The organism is Fructilactobacillus sp. YLN 2412 (assembly GCF_059488745.1).
In genome coordinates this window covers 1,192,257-1,216,198 of record NZ_CM183165.1, presented here as the reverse complement: position 1 = coordinate 1,216,198, position 23,942 = coordinate 1,192,257, and the positions used below count along the sequence as shown (strand labels likewise).

At 30.8% G+C, this 23,942-nt stretch carries 23 protein-coding genes and 1 pseudogene; 16 read left to right on the top strand and 8 right to left on the bottom strand.

Annotated elements, in window-relative coordinates:
• The first annotated feature begins 8 nt into the window (after nt 1-8).
• From AC0GLR_RS06175 to AC0GLR_RS06145, 7 genes are all read left to right on the top strand, one after another.
• Nucleotides 9-212 (top strand): DUF1659 domain-containing protein, encoded by a 204-nt coding sequence (locus tag AC0GLR_RS06175; protein WP_495604585.1) that lies wholly within the window; start codon nt 9-11, stop codon nt 210-212.
• A gap of 13 nt (nt 213-225) precedes the next feature.
• Nucleotides 226-459 (top strand): DUF2922 domain-containing protein, encoded by a 234-nt coding sequence (locus AC0GLR_RS06170; protein ID WP_495604584.1) that lies wholly within the window; start codon nt 226-228, stop codon nt 457-459.
• Between the two features lie 121 nt (nt 460-580).
• Nucleotides 581-1,207 carry a 3-hexulose-6-phosphate synthase gene (hxlA, locus tag AC0GLR_RS06165; protein ID WP_495604583.1) on the top strand — a complete coding sequence of 209 codons (627 nt, stop codon included), beginning with the start codon at nt 581-583 and terminating at the stop codon, nt 1,205-1,207.
• A gap of 2 nt (nt 1,208-1,209) precedes the next feature.
• A complete protein-coding gene (hxlB, locus tag AC0GLR_RS06160; protein ID WP_495604582.1) occupies nt 1,210-1,743 on the top strand; it encodes a 6-phospho-3-hexuloisomerase in 534 nt (177 codons plus the stop codon).
• 206 nt (nt 1,744-1,949) lie between these two features.
• A complete protein-coding gene (locus tag AC0GLR_RS06155) occupies nt 1,950-3,095 on the top strand; it encodes an ammonium transporter (RefSeq protein ID WP_495604581.1) in 1,146 nt (381 codons plus the stop codon).
• A gap of 67 nt (nt 3,096-3,162) precedes the next feature.
• Entirely contained in the window at nt 3,163-4,029 is an 867-nt protein-coding gene (locus AC0GLR_RS06150; RefSeq protein WP_495604580.1) for a hypothetical protein, read from the top strand.
• Between the two features lie 116 nt (nt 4,030-4,145).
• Nucleotides 4,146-5,612, top strand: a complete 1,467-nt coding sequence (locus AC0GLR_RS06145; RefSeq protein ID WP_495604579.1) for a Sau3AI family type II restriction endonuclease — start codon at nt 4,146-4,148, stop codon at nt 5,610-5,612.
• Nucleotides 5,613-5,659: 47 nt separating this feature from the next.
• Here the strand turns inward: AC0GLR_RS06145 and dcm are convergent, their stop codons facing one another.
• Nucleotides 5,660-6,943, bottom strand: a complete 1,284-nt coding sequence (dcm, locus tag AC0GLR_RS06140; protein WP_495604578.1) for a DNA (cytosine-5-)-methyltransferase — start codon at nt 6,941-6,943, stop codon at nt 5,660-5,662.
• Nucleotides 6,944-7,158: 215 nt separating this feature from the next.
• Here dcm and AC0GLR_RS06135 point away from each other — a divergent pair, with 215 nt between their 5' ends.
• From AC0GLR_RS06135 to AC0GLR_RS06125, 3 genes are all read left to right on the top strand, one after another.
• The gene (locus tag AC0GLR_RS06135; protein ID WP_495604577.1) at nt 7,159-8,778 is read left to right on the top strand and encodes an ATP-dependent nuclease; all 1,620 of its coding nucleotides are present in this window, start codon (nt 7,159-7,161) and stop codon (nt 8,776-8,778) included.
• A 310-nt stretch (nt 8,779-9,088) separates the two neighbouring features.
• Nucleotides 9,089-9,805 carry a hypothetical protein gene (locus tag AC0GLR_RS06130; protein WP_495604576.1) on the top strand — a complete coding sequence of 239 codons (717 nt, stop codon included), beginning with the start codon at nt 9,089-9,091 and terminating at the stop codon, nt 9,803-9,805.
• Nucleotides 9,806-9,834: 29 nt separating this feature from the next.
• Nucleotides 9,835-10,527: a hypothetical protein gene (locus AC0GLR_RS06125; protein ID WP_495604575.1), complete on the top strand. Its 693-nt coding sequence runs from the start codon at nt 9,835-9,837 to the stop codon at nt 10,525-10,527.
• A gap of 65 nt (nt 10,528-10,592) precedes the next feature.
• Here AC0GLR_RS06125 and AC0GLR_RS06120 read toward each other — a convergent pair whose 3' ends face one another.
• From AC0GLR_RS06120 to AC0GLR_RS06110, 3 genes are all read right to left on the bottom strand, one after another.
• Nucleotides 10,593-11,441, bottom strand: coding sequence for a hypothetical protein (locus tag AC0GLR_RS06120; RefSeq protein WP_495604574.1), 849 nt, complete (start codon nt 11,439-11,441; stop codon nt 10,593-10,595).
• A gap of 255 nt (nt 11,442-11,696) precedes the next feature.
• The gene (locus tag AC0GLR_RS06115; protein WP_495604573.1) at nt 11,697-11,870 is read right to left on the bottom strand and encodes an SHOCT domain-containing protein; all 174 of its coding nucleotides are present in this window, start codon (nt 11,868-11,870) and stop codon (nt 11,697-11,699) included.
• A 12-nt stretch (nt 11,871-11,882) separates the two neighbouring features.
• A complete protein-coding gene (locus AC0GLR_RS06110; RefSeq protein WP_495604572.1) occupies nt 11,883-12,650 on the bottom strand; it encodes an ion channel in 768 nt (255 codons plus the stop codon).
• 152 nt (nt 12,651-12,802) lie between these two features.
• Here AC0GLR_RS06110 and AC0GLR_RS06105 point away from each other — a divergent pair, with 152 nt between their 5' ends.
• Nucleotides 12,803-13,051, top strand: a complete 249-nt coding sequence (locus AC0GLR_RS06105; protein WP_495604571.1) for a hypothetical protein — start codon at nt 12,803-12,805, stop codon at nt 13,049-13,051.
• 51 nt (nt 13,052-13,102) lie between these two features.
• Here the strand turns inward: AC0GLR_RS06105 and AC0GLR_RS06100 are convergent.
• A pseudogene (locus AC0GLR_RS06100) lies at nt 13,103-14,198 on the bottom strand (glycerol dehydrogenase).
• Between the two features lie 92 nt (nt 14,199-14,290).
• Nucleotides 14,291-14,926: a hypothetical protein gene (locus AC0GLR_RS06095; RefSeq protein WP_495604570.1), complete on the bottom strand. Its 636-nt coding sequence runs from the start codon at nt 14,924-14,926 to the stop codon at nt 14,291-14,293.
• A 197-nt stretch (nt 14,927-15,123) separates the two neighbouring features.
• On the opposite strand from AC0GLR_RS06095, the gene AC0GLR_RS06090 reads away from it, so the two are divergent.
• From AC0GLR_RS06090 to AC0GLR_RS06075, 4 genes are all read left to right on the top strand, one after another.
• On the top strand, nt 15,124-15,726 hold the full coding sequence (locus AC0GLR_RS06090) for an ECF transporter S component (protein ID WP_495604569.1): 603 nt from the start codon (nt 15,124-15,126) through the stop codon (nt 15,724-15,726).
• 70 nt (nt 15,727-15,796) lie between these two features.
• Nucleotides 15,797-16,627 carry an energy-coupling factor transporter ATPase gene (locus AC0GLR_RS06085; RefSeq protein ID WP_495604568.1) on the top strand — a complete coding sequence of 277 codons (831 nt, stop codon included), beginning with the start codon at nt 15,797-15,799 and terminating at the stop codon, nt 16,625-16,627.
• A complete protein-coding gene (locus AC0GLR_RS06080; RefSeq protein WP_495604567.1) occupies nt 16,612-17,472 on the top strand; it encodes an energy-coupling factor transporter ATPase in 861 nt (286 codons plus the stop codon). Before AC0GLR_RS06085 ends, AC0GLR_RS06080 begins: the two co-directional genes overlap by 16 nt.
• A complete protein-coding gene (locus tag AC0GLR_RS06075; protein ID WP_495604566.1) occupies nt 17,465-18,262 on the top strand; it encodes an energy-coupling factor transporter transmembrane component T family protein in 798 nt (265 codons plus the stop codon). Before AC0GLR_RS06080 ends, AC0GLR_RS06075 begins: the two co-directional genes overlap by 8 nt.
• Nucleotides 18,263-18,311: 49 nt before the next feature.
• Here AC0GLR_RS06075 and AC0GLR_RS06070 read toward each other — a convergent pair whose 3' ends face one another.
• Both AC0GLR_RS06070 and AC0GLR_RS06065 read right to left on the bottom strand, forming a co-directional pair.
• Complete coding sequence (locus tag AC0GLR_RS06070) at nt 18,312-18,728, bottom strand: hypothetical protein (protein ID WP_495604565.1); 417 nt, start codon at nt 18,726-18,728, stop codon at nt 18,312-18,314.
• A 90-nt stretch (nt 18,729-18,818) separates the two neighbouring features.
• Nucleotides 18,819-19,670, bottom strand: a complete 852-nt coding sequence (locus tag AC0GLR_RS06065; protein ID WP_495604564.1) for a hypothetical protein — start codon at nt 19,668-19,670, stop codon at nt 18,819-18,821.
• A gap of 120 nt (nt 19,671-19,790) precedes the next feature.
• Between AC0GLR_RS06065 and cas9 the strand changes: the two genes are divergently transcribed.
• Nucleotides 19,791-23,822, top strand: coding sequence for a type II CRISPR RNA-guided endonuclease Cas9 (cas9, locus tag AC0GLR_RS06060; RefSeq protein WP_495604563.1), 4,032 nt, complete (start codon nt 19,791-19,793; stop codon nt 23,820-23,822).
• The last annotated feature ends 120 nt before the right edge of the window (nt 23,823-23,942 follow it).

Genomic DNA, 23,942 nt, shown 5'->3' with positions numbered 1-23,942 from the left:
AGATAAAAATGAAAAAAACTTGGATTAAAGCTAATGCAACTTATACGATGGTGGGAGCAGGACATGAAACTGGATTGCGTCGTAATTTTACCAACGTCGTAGAAAACGTTTCAGACGAACAGCTCACTAAATTTGGAGCAGTATTAGCAGACCTATCAGGCGATAGTTTTGAAAAAGTTGTTGTTAGTAACGCTACTGTCATTGCAGAATAAGAGGAGATATTAGATGAAAATTTTAGAATTAGTATTTAAATCAGAACAACATAAAATTCGTACTATGAAGTTGAACTATACGAACCAAAATTTACAGGAAGCAGAAACTAAAGCTTTGATGAATCGAATCGTGGCGTTAGAAATGTTTAAAAAAGACGGTATCAACCTTTATGCAGCTCCAGTAGCTGCTCGATATGCCGAAAGTAAGAGTTACCCAATTTTTGATGAGTCCAAAACAGCTGCATAAAACAGAAAGCCGACATTATTGTCGGCTTTTTTTGTGCATTGATTTACAAACCAATCATTTTTAGCTACTGCAAATCTCTGCTATACTTGATTTCCATTGAAATTAGAGGAGGAAGACAATTATGAAAATTCAACTAGCTATCGATTTAGAAGATGTAGACGGTGCTATTAAATTAATTGAAAAAACAAAAGACAGTATTGATATTTTTGAATACGGAACTCCATTGGTAATTAACTTTGGACTCGAAGGTTTAGCAAAAATCAGAAAACAATTCCCTGATATTACTTTACTTGCTGATTTGAAGATTATGGATGTTGCTTCATATGAAGTAAATCAAGCTGTTAAATATGGTGCTGATATTACCACCATTTTAGGAGTAGCTGAAGATCAATCCATCAAAGATGCAGTAAAAGCAGCCCATGATGATGGAAAAGAAATCTTAGTCGACATGATTGGAGTTCAAGATGTTGCCAAGCGAGCTCGAGAAATTGATGCCTTTGGTGCTGACTATATTGGAACTCATACCGGCTATGATTTACAAGCAAAAGGAGAAACACCATTTGAAACCTTTGCGTTAATCAAAGAAAATGTTAAAAATACCAAGACTGCGATTGCTGGTGGAATCAAGTTAGATAACTTAGAAGAAGTTAAACAAGCTGATCCCGACTTATTAATTGTTGGTGGTGGAATTTCGACAACCGATGATCCTACTAAAGTTGCTAAAGAGTTTAAGGCTGCTTTAAAATAATCATGATGTGGAATGAAATTTTACATGAATTAGACCAACAAGCAGTTCCAGTGACAGAAACGGACATTGAGTTAATTAAGCGTGCCAGTCATATTTTTGTGTATGGCGGCGGACGATCTGGACTGGGACTCAAAGGCTTTGCGATGCGACTCGTGCAAATGGGTAAGTCGGCATATGTGGTTGGTGAGACTACTACGCCGGCAATTACAGCCGATGATTTGTTAATTGTTGCTTCCGCTTCTGGGACCACGCAGGGAACAGTGAATATTGCGAAGGAAGCACAAAAGGCGGATGCTAAAATTTGGTTGTGGTCAACAAACGATGATTCACCATTGGCTAAGCTTGCAAATCAGATTTCAATTTTGCCTGGTAAAAGTAAAAATATGGTCAATAATCAACGTGATTCGCAACAGCCGATGGGAAGTTTGTTTGAACAGTCGGTTTGGTTGTTTGGCGATGCAGTAACGTTAGCATACATGCAGAATGCTAAGATTACTGAACAATCCATGAAACAGCGTCATGCTAATTTAGAATAAAAATAGAGACCTCCAATGATGAGCTATTAAGCTGACTGTTGGAGGTCTTTTTGTAAAAATTTGTAGAGTTGTTACAAAACACGACATCAAACCTAGTTAGTTTAATTTGAGCCGCTTATACTTAGGACATTAAATTTCGTAGGAGGTTGCAAATGGTTGCTACAAACGTCGTGTTTATTTTTATTTGTTCCGTGCTGGTGTTCCTAATGACACCGGGATTAGCCTTTTTTTATGGGGGAATGGTACCCAAGAAAAACATTAACAATACGTTAATGTCAGTTTTTATTATGTGTAGTATTCCGGTGCTGTTGTGGATTACTATCGGATATTCACTTTCATTTTCGGGAAACTACTTTAACGTCATCGGTAATTTACATAATTTCATGTTACATAATGTTAATTTGGCTGCGGGAGCAGTTCAAACTTCAGGTAGTATTACCAACGTCGCCTACATTATTTTTCAAATGATGTTTGCAATTATTACGCCGGCCTTGTTCGTAGGAGCAATTGTCGGACGGATGGATTTTAAATTTTTAATTTCATTCACAGTTTTATGGTCGATTTTCGTTTATTATCCCTTAGTTCATATTGTATGGGGCGGTGGTTTTTTGCAAAGCTGGGGTGTTCTTGATTTTGCCGGTGGAACGGTTGTACATATTGACGCTGGGGTAACGGCCTTAGTCTTAGCATACTTTCTTGGACCTCGGTTAGTGAAACAAAATGGGAGTCCGATGAACTTAAGTTGGGTGTTACTGGGAACCGCATTGTTATGGATTGGCTGGTATGGATTTAACGCTGGTTCAGCTTTTGCCATTAACACGGTTGCCATGCAGGCAATGCTGACAACTACTGTGGCAGCGGCAACTGCTATGTTAGCTTGGATTATATTAGATGTTTTTACAAAACGAAATGCTACTTTGTTAGGGATTTGTACTGGCGCACTTTGTGGCTTGGTTGCAATTACGCCAGCCTGTGGGTTTGTGTCAGTGGAAAGTTCAATGGTCATTGGTTTAGTTGCTACAATCGTTAGTTATTTCGTTATTAATGTGATTAAACCAATCCTTAAAATTGATGACACCTTAGATGCCTTTGGTTGTCACGGGGTTTCAGGAATTGTGGGAAGTATCATGACTGGATTATTTGCAGCTAAAAAGATTAATCCAGCAGTTAAGATCAACGGTTTATTTGAAGGCGGCGACTTTAAGTTGTTGGGAATTCAGATTGGAGCAACGTTATTCACAATTGTGTTTACATTAATCATGGTAAGTATCTTAATTATGATATTGAAACGTATTATTCGAATGAGAATCTCAAAGGCTGAAGAACAACTTCGCGAGGAATTAGAAGATTAACTCCAAGTTAGTGATTGAGTTTGTACTATAATAGTAGATAACTTAATCATTATTGTGGGAGATAGTCATGCATAAACGAAAGACAAATAAATTGTGGTGGATAATTGCAGTCGTATTTTTATTGATTTTGGGGCTGGGGAGTTTGTATGTGATTGGTGATCAAAATCATCCGCAGATGCGTTCACAAACTGAACAAACCTCAAGTTCTGATAGAGCTAGAAATTCAAATACTGGTAAAACGCCATCAGTTAAGACTACGGCAACTAAGAGAACTTCGAGTAAAAGAAGCAGTAAGAATAACTCACAAAATGTTTCCATTCCCAGTGAGTTCTGGGGAACTTGGTATGATGGCAGTAAAAAGTATGCGGTGATTAGTGCCAATAAATTTGTAATGGCTGCTTCTGGTACTGCGATTACGAAGGATAGTTTGCCATTACAACTTTGTAACGATCAGGGACCAAACGGGTCATATTCTATTTATCATAATCCTAATCCCAATGCTGCTGGAGCAGAAGGCGGAGATGGTAATTATTATTGGATTGGATACTTGACGATTGATGGTAAAAAGCAACGGGTATTAGCTTGTTACCAAAGACAAGGTGTTTTTGAAATCTATACGTCTCAACCAACTAGTTCGAGTCAATGGATTTCTAGCACTGGAAAAGATTATATGGATCAAATTGGAAAACCTGATTTGGATGCTTTAAAGGCGAAAGCTGATTCTGACGCAGATAATTCTTCCGATACTACTAATAATGATGATAAACAGAACGATGATTCGGGTAAGGATAACAGTTCAAATCAGACTGATGTGAATGATGACTCCGATACGAATAGTACGGATGCTAATCAGGATAATCCTGATGGTGATTCGCAAAGTAATAATAATTCAAGTAGTGATGTTAATAGTAATTCACAAGATGATTTGAATTAGATAGATGTTTAAATAATAAATAAAAAGCAGAATTCATATCAGAATTCTGCTTTTTGTATAAAAACATAAATTTAATTTATTTTGATATACTTAAAATAATAAAGGAGGTATTGGTAATGGAATATGATAGTAAGGAAGAAGTACATAATAAAGCATTACAAATTAAATATAAGACTCAAAAGGAACTAATAAATGAATTGAATCTAAAAATTAAAGGTCACAAAAACGCTATGGGGGATATTTTTGAAGAATGGTTTGGAAAATCTAAAGATAATAAAAGTGAGCCAGATCTTGGAGTATCAGAACTGAAAGCCACTCCATTTAAAAAATTAAAAAGAAAAACAAATGGCAATTTGTATAGTGCAAAAGAAAGATTAGTATTAAATATTATTGACTATTACAAATTAGATGAAGAAAAATTTAGTACTAGTCATTTTTTACATAAAAATAAAGTTTTAGAAATTGCATTTTATGAATATGTTAAAGATATGAATCCTAACGAATTTTATTTCAAATATATGATTTTATATCAAATGCAAAATTCACCGAAAGACTTTGCAATCATTAAAAATGATTGGAAAACAATTCAAAAATTTGTTAAAGATGGTAATGCGGAAAACTTAACCGAAAGTGCAACTAATTACCTTGCTGCATGTACTAAAGGGGCAAATAAAAATTCATTAAGAAAGCAACCCCATTCAAATGTTATGGCCAAACAAAGAGCTTTTTCATTTAAAAGTAAATTTATGACTACACTTTTAAATGATTATGTAATTCATGATAAAAAAAATGAAGCAGTTATAAAAGATTCAATCGAACTTGAAAATAATAGTTTGGAAGAAATTATTTTACAAAGAATTGATAAATTTAAAAATATGAGCGTAGACCACATAGCTCATGAATTTGGAATTAAAATAAAAAAAGATAATGGTAAATTAATAAAAAATTCCAATAATATGATTGCTAGGGCTTTATTAAATTTGAATAAAACCACAAAAGGAATGGATGATATAGAGGAGTTTGAAAAAGCTTCGATAATTTCTAAAACAATTCAGTTTGATACAAAAGATATTAACAAAGAAAGTATGTCTTTAGATACATTTAAATTTAAAGATTTAATAAATGAACACTGGCAAGATGAAGATGAATTAGCAGAGTCTGATTTAAATATTTATTTTTCTGAAAGTAAATTTTTGTTTATTGTTTTCCAAGAAGATGAAAATGGAATTAATGTATTAAAAGGTGCAAAATTTTATTCATTCCCTAGAAAATTAATTGATGGAGATATAAAGAAAGTTTGGGAAGATACAAGAAACAAACTGATGAACGGTGTTAAGTTGAATTATGATTCAAATAGAAATATAGTGACAAATAATTTTATTAAAAAGACTGATGATATGATTATTCATGTACGCCCCCATACAAGAAAGAGAAGTTATATTAATAACAACTATTCTTCATTATTACCAGTTCCTGCAAAATGGATTAATAAACCAGATAAATTTTCTAAAGACTATATGACAATTCAATCATTTTGGATTAATAATACCTTTATTAAAGAAGTAGTTAAAGATTTATTATAATTATTTAAAAAGGATATATTGACAAAATAGTCAATATATCCTTTTTCTTATTCTTCGTTTTTATCAATTTCTTTAATCCCATCTCCAATTCTTTTTATTATATTTGTAACTAAAGCATTTCCCATAAAGAACATTCTCATTCTGTCAGAAACTTCTTCTTTTTTACCATTTACTAATTTATATTTAGTCCAGTCATCTGGAAATGATTGAAGTCTCTCGGCTTCAATTGGAGTAATAAATCTGTATTTATCATTTATTTTTAACCAATGTGTAGATCTATTAACGGAACCCTCAGATGTTAACATAGTTCTTCCAGGTAAGTTTAAATCATCGGTTGGTGCCATACCACCCTCGCTATAAGTATAAGTATGACCATCAGCACTAGTCCTTTCTTTTTTCTTTGGGCCACGAAGATAAGCAAATTTTTCAATTTTTTCTTTAGCAGTTACGAAAAACTTTTCAGGGATGTCTTTTTCCTTCTGAACAATATCTTTTAATGGAATTGGATCTTCATTTCCAATAGCTTTTGTGTCAATTGTGTAATAAGAACCATGTCTCATAATACCTGAATTAAATACTTTTCCGGAAAAATTATCCGATGTATCTACTATGTCTTTTGGTAATTCATAAAATGTTTTTCTGTTTTTATATGGTGATTTATTGATTGGAAATTGTTTTGCAAATAATCCAGTTTTAAGAATGTATTCACTATAAGTATCTTCATTTTTCAAATCGTTAGTTTCAAATTTTTTATCTAATTTTTTAGCATATTTCAAATCGTTTCTAAAAATAAAAATGTAAGTACGTCTTCTTCGTTGAGCTTGTCCATAATCAGCTGCATTAATTACGCGCCATTCAACCGAGTAATTTAATTTGTTTAAAGCAGTTAACATAACTGCAAAATCTCTACCTCGTTGTTTTGTAGGTGCTTTTAAAAGTCTATCTACATTTTCTAGCAAAAGATATTTGGGATTGATGTTTTGTATAGCACGTATAATTTGCCAAAAAAGAACCCCTTTTTTTCCGTTGATACCTAATTCATTTTTGGTGGATCTAGCTACTGAATAGTCTTGACATGGGAATCCTCCTACAATCAAATCTGCATTCATTGATTTGAATTTTTTATTACTTATATCGTTAATATCAATTCCAATATTTTCTGAATCAGGAAATCTATAATTATATACTTCAAAAGCATCTTGACTTTTTCTTGCAGGTTCAAATTGATTAGACCACTTAGTTTTGAAATAGTTTTTGTCAGAATTTTCTAATCCAACTCTGAAACCGCCAACGCCAGCAAATAGTTCTAAAACATTTAATGATTTGCCCATATTTTATTTCCCTTCTATATAATTTGTTTTATATATTTATATACGTTTTTGTCAGTGTAATAATTGTACTTTAATATTAAAAAAAGATCAAATGATTTATTCTTAAATGAACAGGATTTAATATATATTTTTAGTCATTTTAATAAATGCTGTAGTAAAATAAGCATTATGATTATTAGAATAATGCTTTATAAAAAAAGTAAGGAATGAAATTAATGATTGAAAAAATAAAATTTAGAAATTTTAAAATTTTTAAGGATAATGAAATTGTCTTAAATTCATCTCGTAACATATTAATTGGTGCAAATGGAGTAGGTAAATCTACTATAGTTCAGGCTATTGCCTTAGTTTTGAGTGGTTCTATAAATCAGATATCTTCTATAGGACTTGAGTCACTATTCAATGTTAAAGCAGTTAATGACTTTATTAATGGAAAAGATAGAAAAATAGAAAATTTACCCTCACTATTTGTAGAAATTTTTTTAAGCGAAGATACTGAAAAAGATAATTTTAAAATTAATGGAGTACATAATAGTGAAAGTAGAGCAGTGAATGGTTTGAAATTGAAAATAGAACCCAATGTTGATTATGAAGAAGAAATATCAGAAATAATTAACAAAGGGGGTACTTTTCCATTTGAATATTATTCAGTAAATTATATGACATTTAGCGGTGCATCATATACAAGTTTCAATAGACCTTTTCGATTAAAATATGATTTAATTGATACTTCAAAAATAAGTACAGAAAAGTCATTAGATACTTTTGTAAAAAAACTTTATAATTCACAATCAAGTATTGAGAATAGAAATAAAATTAGTCATGGATTTAAAGAGATGTCTGAAAAATTCTCATCTAAATTATATTCAGAATATAATTTAGATGAGAATTATTCTGATTATAAATTAAAATTGGATTTTAAAGACAACAATGATTTTTCGAAGGATATTACAGCAGTTAAGAATAATGTTAGACTCAAAGATTTAGGGAAAGGAGAGCAAGTTATTTTAGGAGTTAAGTCAACTAGTATTGCAAGAAAAGATAAAGAAAATAAAATTTTGCTAATAGAAGAACCAGAAAATCATCTGAGTCATAATAATATGCATAGATTAATAAAAATAATTGAAGATACTTCATCTGAAAAGCAATCTATTATAGCAACACATAGCGATATGATAGCAAGTAGAATTGATATATCAAAATTAATAATATTGAATAATGTTAATGAAAAGAATTATGTGAAAAATTTAAATTCTGTTGATGAAAATACCATACAATTTTTTCAGAAGGCACCAAGTAACTCATTTTTAACTTTTATTCTTTCTGAGAAAGTAATTTTAGTTGAAGGTGATGCTGAATACATATTAATGGAAAAGTTTTTTGAAAATGAAACTGGTATGAAACCATATCAAAAAGATGTTAGTATAATTGCATGTGGAGGGAAAACATTTAAACATTATTTAAGAGTTGCTGAATTATTAAATAAAAAAGTTGTAGTTATTACTGATAATGATGAAGAAAACAAAGGTAAGGTAGGATTTGTTGATGTTACTACTAGTTATGAAAAATTCAGTAAAAATTCAAATATTAAAATTTTTACTGACGATAATCCTCAAATGTATACATTTGAAGTTTCACTTTATAAAAATAATGAACAATTCTATGAAAATAAATTTAAAAGTAGCCATATGAAAAACGGTGTTCTGAGTTTTTTGCTTAATAACAAGTCTGAAGCGGCTTTAAGACTTTTGAATTGTTTTCAAAATAATGTTATTAGTAATGATTATAATGTGCCAGATTATATAAATGAGGCTATTAAATGGATAATAAAATAGTCATTAATGCTGTTGCAGGGTCAGGGAAGACACAATTAATTATTGATTGTCTTTCAGAAAAAAAGCGTACATGTATAATAACTTATACTATTGCTAATCAATTGTCGTTAAAAGAAAGAATTAAAAAAAATTTGGATATTTTCCTAAAAACATCCATGTATTTGGATATTGGGAATTTTTATATAATTTTTGTGCTCGTCCTTTAATGAATAAAAAAGTGTCAGGAATTATATTTGATACATCTATTCAACAAGAAATATTTAAACATAGAAGATATAAGCCTTGTTATTTATATAAAGATGAGTATTTTATGACAAGGACATTTGCTAAGTTTTTGAATTCAAGTAATATTAAATTTTTAGAAAGAATAGATTATTATTTTGATAATTTATTTGTAGATGAAGTTCAAGACTTTTCTTCTGATGATTTAGATTGGATTTGTAATCTTTCGAGTTTGGATATTCCAGTTACACTTGTTGGAGACTTTTATCAACAAACTTATTTTACTAGCAATAGGGAGAATAAAAATAAAGGAATTAAATTAAATAAAAATAGATGGATAAATAATTTTATGAACTATGGTTTTAATATTGATGAAAATTCATTGATTTTTAGTAGAAGATGTGGCAATGAAATTTGTGAGTTTGTTAGGAATAAACTAAAAATTAATATTTATAGTAAAAAAGAATCAAATAAAGTTGATATTGGTAAAGTACTATTTGTCAGTGATAAAAATAAAATATCTGAAATAATTAACGATAATGCTATTATCAAATTATTTTATCAAAAAAGTGATATTTATAATTGTAATTCTATGAATTGGGGGGCATCAAAAGGACTAACTTTTGATAATGTATGTGTGGTATTAAATCCGACAACTTTTAAATTGTATAAAAAAGAAAACGGATTGAATTCGCTTGCAAATACAACTAAATCTAAGTTATATGTTGCATGTACAAGAAGTAAAGGAAATTTGTATTTTATTGATCAAAATAAAATTTCTGATAAATTCTATTTGAATGTTTAATTATTTTAAAGTATGGAGAAATTTTAATCGTGGGTAAATATTATATAATAATTTTTGTGAGTGTTGTTTTTGTTATTACTTTTTTATTTATAAGCATTGAAATATACAAAGGACAATTAACTTTTAATAATGAAGTTAAAATATCTGACTTTATTACTTTTGTAAGTGTTATGATAGCATTTACTGCTTTTATAATATCTTCTAAACAAAATAATGAAAATTTATCTATTGTGAAAAAACAACAGAATGATAACGTTAAAAATATGGAATCCAAACAGGCTAGCGAGATATCATGTTGGATTGAAGGACTTTCATCAATTGAACAGCCAAATGGTGCTTCGCAAAATACTATTCCTTATGATGCTACTATACAAAATAATTCTTCGGCTCCAGTTTATAGTTCATATATATTTTCTGTTAGTAATAAGTCAAAAGATGATTTTGATAAAATAAATGCTCAACCGGATGAAACAGTATATATAGATGTATTGAAACCTGGCAAAAATTCAATAAAAATAAAGACAGGTGGATCTGCTATGGGAGGGGAAAGACCGAGTTTGGCTATGGTTTTTAAAGATGTAAATTCAAAATACTGGTATAGAAGTCCACATGGTAATTTAAAAAAGATTTCTGAAAACCAATTATATGAAACGCTGCATAAACTTAAGATTTCAATTCCTATTCCTCCATATGATTTTTCTGATAATCATAATAGTTTATAGTTTTGTTGTATGTTTTAATTTTTACTAAAAACAACAATGATAATCAAAATTCATTGATGCTTTTTTTATTTGTCTAGATATACAATTAACGGATTAGTTGGGAAACCTAAATCATTTTCATTGTAGAAAACAGCTTCAAAATTTTCTGGTCCCACTCTTTGTACCTCAGCAGTAATGAAAACTTCAGGTCGTTCTTTTTTTGTGTTTATTTTTAGTTTAAGACTTTCCACACGTTTCTTTAAATATTTGTCATTTGCTAAAAATGACACTGATGAATAAATTTTCAATTTATTTTCGTTATAATTAACGGTTAATTCCACATAATTCTTATTAATATTGACGTAATTTAAATATCCATAAAAAAAGTAGGTGTTACCAACCATATTAGAAGTTAATTTTTGAACTGCAATATATTTAGCTCTAGGACTATTTTTATGTTTTTCATTATTTGTTTTTACTTTTTCTGAGTTATTTGTTCCAATTATAGTGGTACTTTTATCTTTATTATCAGTCTTATCATTTTTTTGTGTGATTTTTCTTCTGAAATTGTTTTTTCTTGAATTTTCTTTTTTGTCTTTTTTAGAATGAAGTTTTTTATAAAGATATTTTCTTTTTTTATCTTTATCTAGTGAAGTTAATTCTACTGTTTCTGTTATAGGAGTTCTCTTATAGTTTCCATTTACATTAACGGTTCTAACTGCAGAACAATTATCTTCATGATTTTTTTTATTTTTGGTTTTCAAAAATGCCCTTTTATTTTCTGAGGCCATTGTAAATGTAAGTTGAACACCGCACCCTATACAAAAAAGATGGTGAATTAGTTTATTATTACTATCTTCTAATTTTATTTTGTTTAGTTCTTGTGGAGTATATTCAAATTCATTTAAATCTGTTTTACATTTATTAATTAGCAATATATTAATCTCTCCTTTTATTATATAAATTATCAAGTAATTAAATTTTACTACCAATTATTTAATTGACAATGACTAACCGCTATATATAGTGCTTGCTTTTTGAGAAACACACTATATATGGTGTGTGAAACTAAATTTATTTTTTTAGGATGTGATTTTTTGAGTAAAATTATTATTTAAATATTTTTTGGAATTGAATAAAAAATAAATTATAAAAAAACGTCAATCTTTTATGATTGACGTTTTTTTAGTCTACAAATCCAACAATTTTTCTTTCTTCTTATCAAACTCTTCCTGAGTAATGATGCCCTTCTTAAGTAGTTTTTGATATTTGATTAATTCTTTACTTACATCTGGAGATGTTTTCTTTTTCTTGTAACGAATGTAAACAACAATTCCAATTATAACGATAGTTGCAGTTATCATAATGTACTCCTTTTATTTTAATTTTAGTAGTTGTTTCTTTTTAGTCTCAAATTCTGCTTTGGTAATAATACCATCATCTAGCAATGATTTATACTTTCTGATTTCATCAGGCACCGATTCGACTTTTTGATTTTCATGAGCGAAAAACGAAGTGATTGTACTTGTGAGCATTCCAACAAATCCAATGCCGACTAACATTAACACCACGGCGACTAATTTTCCAATCGTCGTTGTGGGACTGATATCACCATAACCAACCGTAGTTGTGGTTGCCATTGCCCACCAAATTGCTTTAGAGAAAGAAATATTTTCCGATAATGAATAAATTCCAGCCGAAATGATTAAAATAATGCCACAAATGATAGCTAGATAAATGAAACCGTTCGTTTTTAAAAATTTAGTAACTCGGTCTTTTAATTTTCCAGTCACTCCTACTAAACGCAGTAAGCGACTTAGTTTGGTTAATTTTGCTAACCTAAAGATTTTGGTAAAACGGAAGGCTTTAAAAACCATGAAAAATGAATTAACCGGGATAATTGCCAGTAAATCAAAGATATGATGTTTAATAAACAACTTTTTATTTTGAGAAAAGATTAGTCCACCAAAATAATCAAAGATAAAAATAATCCAAATTGAAATATCAATTTCATAGTAAGGATATTTGGTGAGATTGATAATATTATTAAGATCTAAAATTACCATCGTGATTGAAACGATTGCTAAAATAATAATGATGGCGTTATAGACTGATTTAAGATATTTGTTGTTTAATTTTTTCATTAGTGAACTTCATTTCTTTGAGTTAGAGTTACCAACAATCATAGTTTAACAAACATTATAAGATTATGAAGCCTTTAGCAACGGAGAAAAGGATAATTTTTGACATTGAGCTTGATACCGATAATATATAGTAGGTAGAAAGGGGTAAGGATATGTCATTAAACATCATTTACTCATTATTATTTTCGATTAATAAAATCATTTATTTAGCTAAATATGGTCTGCATGGTCGTAATAGTCTGTTTGTATTGATTGCGTTATTACTGATTATTATTACCACTGCATTATACGAAGTTGCCAAACATACTAAGGGAAGCAAACGAGAGCAGGCTTATCGCAATGCACGGCAGGTGGGATGGATTAAACGTGTGTTGAATCAGTTGATGCGGTTTATGCGATAAAATTAATAGTAAAAAAATCTCTGACAGTTAAATCAGAGATTTTTTTATCAATTATTTACGATTTTTAACATAACTATTAACAGCAATAATTGCATCTGCGACATCTTCAGCACTAATTTTCATGGGCATATTATGAATTGTTTCAGTTGGGATGGTAGCTTGTTTACCAACTTTTACAAAATCTTCGTAAGTACAATTTTCCATGTGTAATTCTTTAAGAGTAGTTGGCAAACCAACTTCTTGGAAAAAGTCGATAAATTTATCAAGTTTGGTAGCTGGAGCATTATCTAAGACTAATTCACAAAGTGTTCCATAAGCAACCTTTTCACCATGTAGCATGGCTTGACTTTCTCCTGGTATTACTGAAAATGCATCATAGATAGCATGAGCTGCAGCTAACCCAGCACTTTCAAAACCAAGGCCACTTAACAAAGTGTTAGTTTCTGTAATGGTATCTAAAGCTGGCGAAATAACTTTTGCTTTAGCAGCTGCAATGGCTTCAGTAGAATACTTAAATAAATTGTCCATACAAGTTTGAGCAATGGCTAGAGCAGCAGTTGTCTGAGAACCATGCACCATTGAATTAGAATGTGCTTGTGCAACATCCATTGCTTCAACGTTAGTTGACATTGCATCTCCGAGTCCTGATATTAACGTTCGAACTGGAGCATGGGCAATCACATTGGTATCGACTAATACTAAATCTGGATTTTTATCATAAAATGAATATTTTTTAAATGTTCCATCTTCGTTATAAATTACTGATAGAGCAGAACATGGAGCATCAGTTGAAGCAGTAGTTGGTAAACAGGCAACTTTAATGCCTAATTGATAAGCAACATTTTTAGCAGTATCAATTGTCTTACCGCCGCCAAGACCAATTACGAAGTCAGCTTGATGACTTTTACCATCTTTGATTAATCTGTCAATTTCTTCATCAGAAGCTTCACCATTAAATCCAGGACATTCTACGTCGAAATTATTTAATTGTAAATCGGTATTAAGCTGATCTCCAATAATTTTCATAATATTCTCACTACTGATTAGTAATGGATGATTGCCTAGATTTTTTTAAATACTTACTAGCATGCACAAAAACATCTTTTCCTTGAATGTAACGTGAAGGACTTGCAAAAACTTTTACCATAATATCATTCTCCTTTTACGTTTGTTTTACCATATTAATTTAAAAGATGGCTAAACGAAGCATTGTAAAAAGAAATTTATTTATGATATGTATTATTGATTTTGATTATTATCTTGGTCGGGATTAGTTGTATCAGATGAAGGATTTACAATAAATTCTTCATTAGTTTGTGGTTTTGCTTTATTATCGCCGCTGTTATTTTCAGGTTGTTGCTGAGAATTATCCTGTGGCGTTTGTTTAGACTGATCTGGTTGGTTGTTATTATCGCTAGGTTTCTGTGAATTATCTGCTGGTTGTGAATTATTTGTAGCAGGGGCTTTTGTAGCAGGTGCTTTAGGCTGTGATTGATTATTAGTTTTCGTAGTAGTAGGTTGCGATGTTTTTACTGGTTTTGGAGTACTTGAACTTTGTGATTTACTTGATTGTTGATTAGAAGTGCTTGTTTTAACCGGTTGTGATGTACTTGTTTGGTTATTGTTGTTACTATTTGATTGAGTATTTGACTGTTCATTATTAGAATCATCTTGGTCATCAGTCGAGTTTTTATCAGTTTTATGTTTCTTATGTTTGTGCGTTTTACTGGTTTTATCTGTGGTATCTGAAACATTTTTATGACTTGAATTTTTTCCAATCATTGCAAGACCAACGATTGAAATCAAAACTATAATTATTAACCAAAGCCAAATTCTTGAATACCAATGTTTTTTGTATTTTTGTACTCTATTCATTTTTATTATTCTCCATAATTATTTTTCAAGTAAACTTCTCATTTATTTTATCACACTAAAATTATCAGGAACTTTGTGTTACACATTTCCTGGTTTGTTGTTATTAAATCCCTAGCCAGTACGTCATTATTAATTTATTATAAAAAAAGAGTCGTTTTTAGCGTATAATTTGGGTATTAATCGAAGGAGTAGCGCTGATGTTAAGAAAATCAAAGGCTTATCGTATTTCCATCCTGGCATTATTTATTGCCATTATTTTAGTTCAAAATTTCGTTCCATTATTCGGATACATTCCGGTGGGACCACTTAGTTTAACAACGATTCACATTACCGTTATCATTGCGGCTGTCATGTTAGGTCCGCTCGACGGAGGAATTGTTGGTGGAGTCTGGGGCTTATTATCATTTATCCGAGCTTTCACGGCTCCAACTAGCCCCGTTGAACCATTGATTTTTACTAATCCATTGGTTTCAATTTTACCGCGGATTTTAATTGGAGTGGTTGCGGGATACGTCTTTATGGCATTAACAAAGACTAAAATCAAACCAATCTTTTCATTAGTAATCACGGCTGTTGTTGGCAGTCTTACTAATGCTCTGTTAGTTTTAGGAATGATTGCCATTTTTTATCGAACGCCAGCCGTAGCACATGCTTACGGAGTTAGTGATCCCAGTTTGATTACTAAGGTTTTAATGGCAACAGTTGGTACCAACAGCATTCCAGAAACTATTTTGGCTGCCATCGTTGTTCCGTTAATTTGTTTACCATTATTAAAACATCGTCAAGCAAAAACAAAATAGCAACATGGTAGAATAAAGAGGACCTCTAAAAGAGAAATCCTCTTTATTTTATTTGGTAAAGGATTTTATCATGACTGAAAAAGTAATTGAAATTAAAAATTTAACGTATCATTATCCAGAACAAACCCAGTCTAGTCTAAAAAAAATTAACTTAACGATTCATCAAGGTGAATGGGTTTCTTTGATTGGTGCTAATGGAAGCGGCAAATCAACGTTAGCTAAGCTGATAGTTGGTTTACTGGAAGATGAAAGTAACCAGATTCACGTATTTGGAAAAACTATGAATTTGAAAAATGGCAACGAATTGCGTGCACAAATCGGGATGGTCTTTCAAAATCCAGAGAACCAATTTGTGAGTTCAACGGTGTTAGATGACGTCGCTTTTGGACTAGAAAACCAAGGAATGTCGCGAGCAGAAATGAACACACGTGTTCGTGAAGCTTTACAAGCTGTTGAAATGGAAGATTTTATTAATCATGCTCCAAGTCAGTTATCCGGGGGACAAAAACAACGAGTTGCATTAGCTGGTGTGCTGGCTCAACAACCAAAATTAATTATTTTAGATGAGGCAACGAGTATGCTTGATCCAGTCACGCGTGAGAAAATTTTAAAAGTAGTACGTAAATTACACGAAGCACAAAACACTACGGTATTGGCAATTACTCACGATATTAATGAAACAATGTGGTCGGATCGGATTATTTTATTAAATAAGGGCGAGATTCTGACCCAATCCGCACCCCGCCAAGTTTACTCCCAACCAGAGTTGTTAACTCGTTGCGGATTGACGGCACCACTAACTTATCAAGTTCAGCGAGCTCTCACTAATCATGGCATCGCTATGCCACAGGAATATTTAGACGAAGAGGAGTTAATCAAACAATTATGGAAATTAAATTAAAACATGTTGGTTATACTTATTCTTTAAATAGTCCGCTGGAATTTACGGCTTTGCGAGACATTAATCTAACTTTTTCGACTGGTAAATTTACGGCTGTGATTGGTAAAACGGGTAGTGGAAAATCAACGTTAATTAAATTACTGAACGGTTTGGAATTGCCAACTACTGGTGAAGTGATGATTGGTGGTCAGGTAATTATTAATCGAACTAAAACTAAACAATTAAAACAAGTGCGTAAAAACGTTGGAATGGTGTTTCAATTTTCCGAAAATCAATTATTTGCTGAAACAGTTTTAAAAGATGTGATGTTTGGACCGCTTAATTTTGGCAAATCAGAAAGTGAAGCTAAGGAGTTAGCAGAAAAATGGTTGGCTGAAGTTGGAATTAATGCTTCATTATTTGAACAATCACCTTTTGAACTATCGGGCGGACAAATGCGGCGGGTTGCATTAGCAGGAGTATTAGCTTGTGAACCTGAAGTTTTGGTTTTAGATGAGCCGAGTGCAGGCTTAGACCCTGCTGGAAATCAAAACTTGATGTATTTATTGAAAAAGTTACAAACAGAACGTGGGATGACCATTATTATGGTGACGCATTCGATGGAAAATGTGGCTGAATTTGCAGATCAAGTGGTGGTAATGAAAGATGGTAAGGTGGTTGCCGATGAAATTCCACGCGAATTATTTTCGACTTCCCAACCATTAGTAGAATTACCCGAGGCGTCTCAATTTTATTTGAAATTAATGAAAAATCACCAGTTTAATAATGAGTTGCCAATTACTAAAAATGAGTTAATTGAAACCTTAGTAAAGCAGTTTGGTCAGAAAGGAGAACGTCGTGAATAAGTTTATTTTTGGTCAATATCTGCCAGGGACGACTTTAATTTATCGATTAAATCCTCTTTTAAAATTAATTACGGCTGTGATATTAATTATTGCTAGTTTCGTTAATCATAGTTGGATTGGCTTTGTGATTTTACTGGTGATTTGTGGATTGCTGATTCACATGTCTAAAGTTGGTTGGAAGTTTTTTATTAAAGGAACTAAATTTTTCATTTATATAATTTTATTAACTTCTGTAATTCAAGTGTTATTTAGCAAGGGCGGTCAAGTTTACTGGCATTGGGGTATTTTTACAATTTCTAGTTTTGGGATTCAAATTGCCACGCTGGCTTTTTTCAGGTTTTTAATTGCGATTGTAGTTTTAACCATTTATTTAATGACGACTGATCCAACTGAAATTGCTCAAACAATTCAAGGAATTTGTTATCCGTTAAAATTTGTAGGAGTAAATCCTGATGATATTGGTTTGGTAGCCGCGATTGGATTACGATTCGTGCCAACCTTGACTGATGAAGTTACTAACATTAGAAATGCACAAAAAGCACGTGGCGTTGACTTTCAGAAACAATCAATTTTTAGTCGAATCAAGAGTAGTGTGACAATTTTTGTACCATTGTTTATGAATGTTTTTCGGCGTGCAGAGCAGTTAGCATCATCTATGATTTTACGTGGTTATACGGATGGGGAAAAACGTACTCATTTACGTCAATTAAAATGGAGCAAATTTGACAGTTTAGCTTTAATCGGAGTAGTGATTGGATTTTGCTGTTTTATATTAATATTTTGTATTTAAAAAGATCTTGATGATATCGTCATCAAGATCTTTTTGGATTGAGCTTTATTTAATTTGTACTAGTACTCTTGCTAGTTTCCTTTACTCTCATTGAACCATTATCAAATTGGATGGTTTGCTTGCCATAATTAAATTGCATCAATCCACTTTGCGATGTGGTTAATGAGTAATAATTTGATTTATCTAATTTTTTACCATCGGCTTTTAAGCGATAGCCATTTTTAGTTTTGTCTTTGACTTTAAATTTATAAATACCCTTTTTGTCGCCATGTTTGACGTTCAAAGTAGCCTTAGAATCTTTGATTTTAAAAGTATCGCCAGCTTGATTATTCCATTTTCCCTGAACTTCTTTTGAAAATGATTTAGTTGAGGCCTGAACATTTGATTGACTGACAGTGGTAGCTGAAAATCCAGCGAGTGCAATGGTACTAGCACCAAGGATTGTTAATAAAATTTTCTTTTTCATGATATCACCTCATTAAAATAGAATTGAATCATTAAGATTATTATAACAAAATTTTGTTGTTTTATAGCAAATATTAAATCGTTAATGATGCTAAAAAAGATGCAAAACACTTAGAATGATTGTCATTTCTAACCAGCTAATTAATAGACAGATATTGATCAGAATAAATAAGACGAGCCAAAAGGCGATACTTAGCAATATAAAGTGATTTAAGAAGTCATTTAATTCAGGATGATAATAAAGAATAATACTAGTGATGATTGTTATAACGAATACTACGATTAGATAAACTTTTGCACCTTGTATTGAACTTTTGAGGTCAGCATTGGAAAGACTAAAGGTCGTGGTACTAATTAATCCAATTAACATTAATAATATGATTTGATTGACCAAACCACAGGTTAGAAAAGCCGCGAAGATATTAGTAAGCCAGATATAAGTAGTTTTTAAAGCAAAATTTACATAATTTATGATAGAAAAATTTTGATTCAGAAATGGTGGAACGGAAATAACCGAATAAAATGGATGACATAAAAATTTGATGAGTAACCAAATAATGAAAATACCGCTAAACATTGGAGCTAGTCCAATGAAAAAGTTTCCAATGGATTGATACCAGTTATCTTTGGCATAGGAAGTTGTTACGCTTCCAAGCGAGCCATCTTCGCGATGAGTAAAATTTAACAGGCTCAATTTTTGAATTCGATGGAAAAATAACAATGAAAAAAATAAATGTCCAAGTTCATGGATGATAACGCCTAAACCACCAACCCAGTATTGAGCTTTATCACTGAAGCCTTTGACTAAGGTTCCTTGCGTAAATTTACTGAGTTTGGAAGTTAAAAATCCCGTTAAGAGTGGCAAACCGATCAAAGAGATTGCTAATAATAAGAAAAGTTGGAAAGTTTGCCAAGCTAGTTGATAAATAGTTGTGGATGTCATTTGAGACCTTTCGTTTATAGAAATAGTTTTATTATTGCATAGATGTATCATTTTATTGGAATATTGGTGTAATAAATTGTAAATGTTATAATAACGGTATTAATCTTTTGGGAGGTCATCATGACGCAGAAAGCAATACCGTATAACATAGGGTTAGATATTGGAACTAACTCAGTAGGTTGGGCAGTTACTGACAGTGAAAACAAATTATTACATATTAAGGGACACAATGGAATTGGTGTTCGATTATTTAAAGAAGGACAATCAGCGGCTGAAAGACGTGGCTTTAGAACTACAAGAAGACGATTATCCCGGAGAAAATGGCGGTTGCGTTTATTAAACGAAATTTTTGCTGATGAAATTGCAAAAGTTGATCCTAGCTTTTTTGCAAGATTGAAACAATCAAATGTTTCACCAAAAGATCCGAACAAAACGATGTTTGGAAATATCTTATTTGATGATGAAGACTTAAATGATAAGTCTTTTCATGATGAGTATAAGACTATTTATCACTTGCGACAGTCAATTATTAATCATCCAGAAAATAAGTTTGATATTAGATTAATTTATTTAGCAATGCATCATATTATTAAATATCGTGGTCATTTTTTAAATCAAGCGAATGTTCAAGATTTTAAAGGTGGCAAAATTGATTTAGAAAAATCTTTTAAAGAGTTAAACAATGTGTTTGAAAATCAAGGTCGCGACTTCCGACTAGTTACTGAAGATGTTAACAAATATGTAAAAGAACTTAGTGATAATTCAAAAACTAGAAATGATCGACAGAAAAAATTATCGAAAGTTTTGTACGTTCCAATCGATAAAGATTCTGACAAAATCAATAAAAAAGTCACTACTGAAATAATAAAAGCCATTTTAGGTATGAAAGCAAAATTTGATGTTATTTTTGGGATTGATGCTGAAAATACTAAAGAATGGAGCTTAACTTTTAATAGTGATGATTTTGACGATAAAATTGAAGGATTATCAACCCAAATGACCGATGAAGCTGGGGAAATTCTTTTGATTTTAAAAGAACTCTATTTTGCTTTAAACCTATCTGATATTTTAAATAACTCGGTTACTGATAAAAATGCGAAAACTTTATCTGAGGCAATGATTAATCGTTATGATGATCATAAAGAACAATTAACTATGTTGAAACAAGTTATTGATAACTCTGATGAAAAACGTGCTAAAGCATTAAAAGCCGCTTATTCAGCTTATATTGATGGTGAAAATAATAAAAAGATTTCTTTTGAAGACTTAAAAAAACGAATTCAAAAAAATTTAGATGATTCAGAAACAGCACAAAAAATTAATGATTTATTGGAACATGATTATTTTTTACCAAAACAACGCTCCAAAGAAAATGGAGCGATTCCACATCAATTACAACAACAAGAGTTGGATAAAATTATTGAAAGCCAAAAGCAGTATTATCCTTTCTTGGCTGAATTAAACCCTAATGAAAAACGTAGTCGACAAGCTAAATATAAACTTGATGAATTAGTTGCTTTTCGTGTTCCTTATTATGTAGGTCCAATGGTCGAAGTTACCGAAAATAATCAAAATAATAATGGTAAGTTTGCTTGGATGATTAGAAAAGAAAAGGGCGAAATCACCCCATGGAATTTTGATGAAAAAGTTGACCGGACTGAAACAGCGACTAAGTTCATTACTAGAATGACTACAACTGATACATATTTAATTGGTGAACCAGTTTTACCCAAAAATAGTTTGTTATACCAAAAATTTGTGGTTTTGAATGAATTGAATAACTTAAAGATTAACAAACAACCAATTACACCCGAACAAAAGCAATATGTGTATGAGCATGTTATGAAACAAACTAAACGTGTCTCATTGAAAAAAATTTCGGATGCTCTAGTAATCAAGGGCGATTATCCTTATGCACCAGAAATAACGGGAACAACTGATCAAAAGAGTATGAATAATGGTCTATCAACATACATTGATTTAGCCAAAATATTTGGTGATGAGTTAGATGATATCGATAGAGAAGCAGATTTTGAAAAAATAATTGAATGGTCGACTATTTTTGAAGATCAGCATATCTTTGCTTTAAAACTTAAAGAAATTAAATGGCTTACTGATGACCAACGTAAACAAGTAGTTAAACTCCGTTACCAAGGCTGGGGTAAACTATCTAAAAAATTACTTGCAGGTTTAGTTGATGATAATGGTCAGCGTATTATCGATCTTTTGTGGGATTCAAACCAAAACTTTATGCAAATTGTAAATCAAAATTCATTTAAGCAGGAAATTGCTGATTTCAATGGTGAGCATCTAGAAGAAAAAGATTTAAAAGATGTTATTAATAACTTGTATACTTCTCCACAAAATAAAAAAGCTATTCGACAAGTTATTTTAGTCGTTGATGACATCATTAAGGCAGTTGGTCATGAACCAGCTAATATTATGATGGAATTTGCACGTGAAGATTCTAAAGATCATCGCTTAACCAATTCTCGAAGTTATCAATTAGAAAAGGTTTATAAAGAGATTACTAATAGTTGGTTTGATGACGATAGTGTGAAAGATGAATTAAAAGATAAGATTAAAGATAAAGCTAAATTTACTGATCGTTTATATCTCTATTTTACCCAAGGTGGGAAAGATTTATATACTGGTGAATCTTTAGATATTGATAACTTATCTAATTATCAAATTGATCATATTTTGCCGCAATCATTTATTTTAGATAATTCTTTGGACAATCGAGTTCTTACTTCTAAGATAAATAATCAAATTAAAAAAGATAACTTACCAGGTGAATTTTTTGGCTCTAAAATGCATAATTTTTGGAAACATTTGAAAGAATCACATTTAATTAGTAATAAAAAATACTATAATTTAACGCTTACTCCTAATTCAATTAGTAAATTTAATAATCAAGGACGTTTTATTAATCGTCAATTAGTTGAAACTAGACAAGTTATTAAATTGGCTGCCGAAATTATGCATAATCATTACCATGAAGAAAATGGAACTAATATTGTGACAGTTAAAGCTAACTTAACTCATCATATGCGAGAAAAATTTAATTTTTATAAGAATCGAAATGTTAATGATTATCATCATGCGTTTGATGCATATTTAACTGCTTTTGTAGGGAATTGGCTCTTAAAACAATATCCTAAGTTAAAACCTTATTTTGTGTATGGCGATTTTGCTAAAACTGAAATTGATAATTTGAAATCATTTAATCTGCTTTATAAGTTTGAACAAGCCCATCAATTAAATGAAAAAGATGGAAAGATTGCTAAAGATACGGATGCTTTATTAGGTTATATGAAAAACGTTTATCACTTTAAGAAAATGTTGGTTACTAAAGAATTGGAAACCAATCATGGAGCACTTTTTAAGCAAACGTTGTACCCAGCGCCAAGGAATGATAGTTCTACAAGAACATTGATTGATCCAAAAAATAATCGTCCCTCTGAAATATATGGAGGATATTCTAACAAATCAGCATCTTTTATGGCTTTAGTTAGAGTTAAAAAAGGCAAGCAGTATGAATATCGATTATCAAATGTTCCAACTTCCAACTTAACATTTGTAGATGAAAATCATGATTTAGAATCGGTTGTTAAATGCTCTATTAAATCTCAATTTACTAATAATAGAGGTAAAACATTAGAATATAAGATATTAAAACCTAAAATCTATCTTAATCAATTAGTACAAGATGATAATAGTATTTTTACGTTAGGTAGTAAATATTATAAGCATAATGCACAACAGCTTGTGTTATCAGATGATAGTATGCAAACTTTAACAAAATCTAAAAATGAATTGAATGTTGATGAATTAGTAGATGTTTTTAATGAAATTGTTGATACAGCATATACTTATTTCGGATTATACGATTGGGATGGAATAACTGACATTAAAAGAAAAATTGATTTTTATTTTGATAATGTAGATGAATTAAAGGATATTGTTGATCGTCTTTTAATTGGATTACATGCTAATGCAGTAAGTGTAGATTTATCAAAAATTGATTTATCTAAATATTTTGGTAGATTTGTAAAAACAGCAGGTATTAAATTAAGTGAAAATGCAAAAATTATTTATCAATCACCAACAGGTTTATTTTCAAGAGAAGTTAAAATTTCTGATTTGTAAAATGAAAAAGACAGCTATCAGATAATTGATAGCTGTCTTTTGTATATGTATGGCCCTTAAGGGCTCAAAAGATAAAACTCAGCATAAGGCTTTGTTTGATTTTAACTCAGTACGTCATTC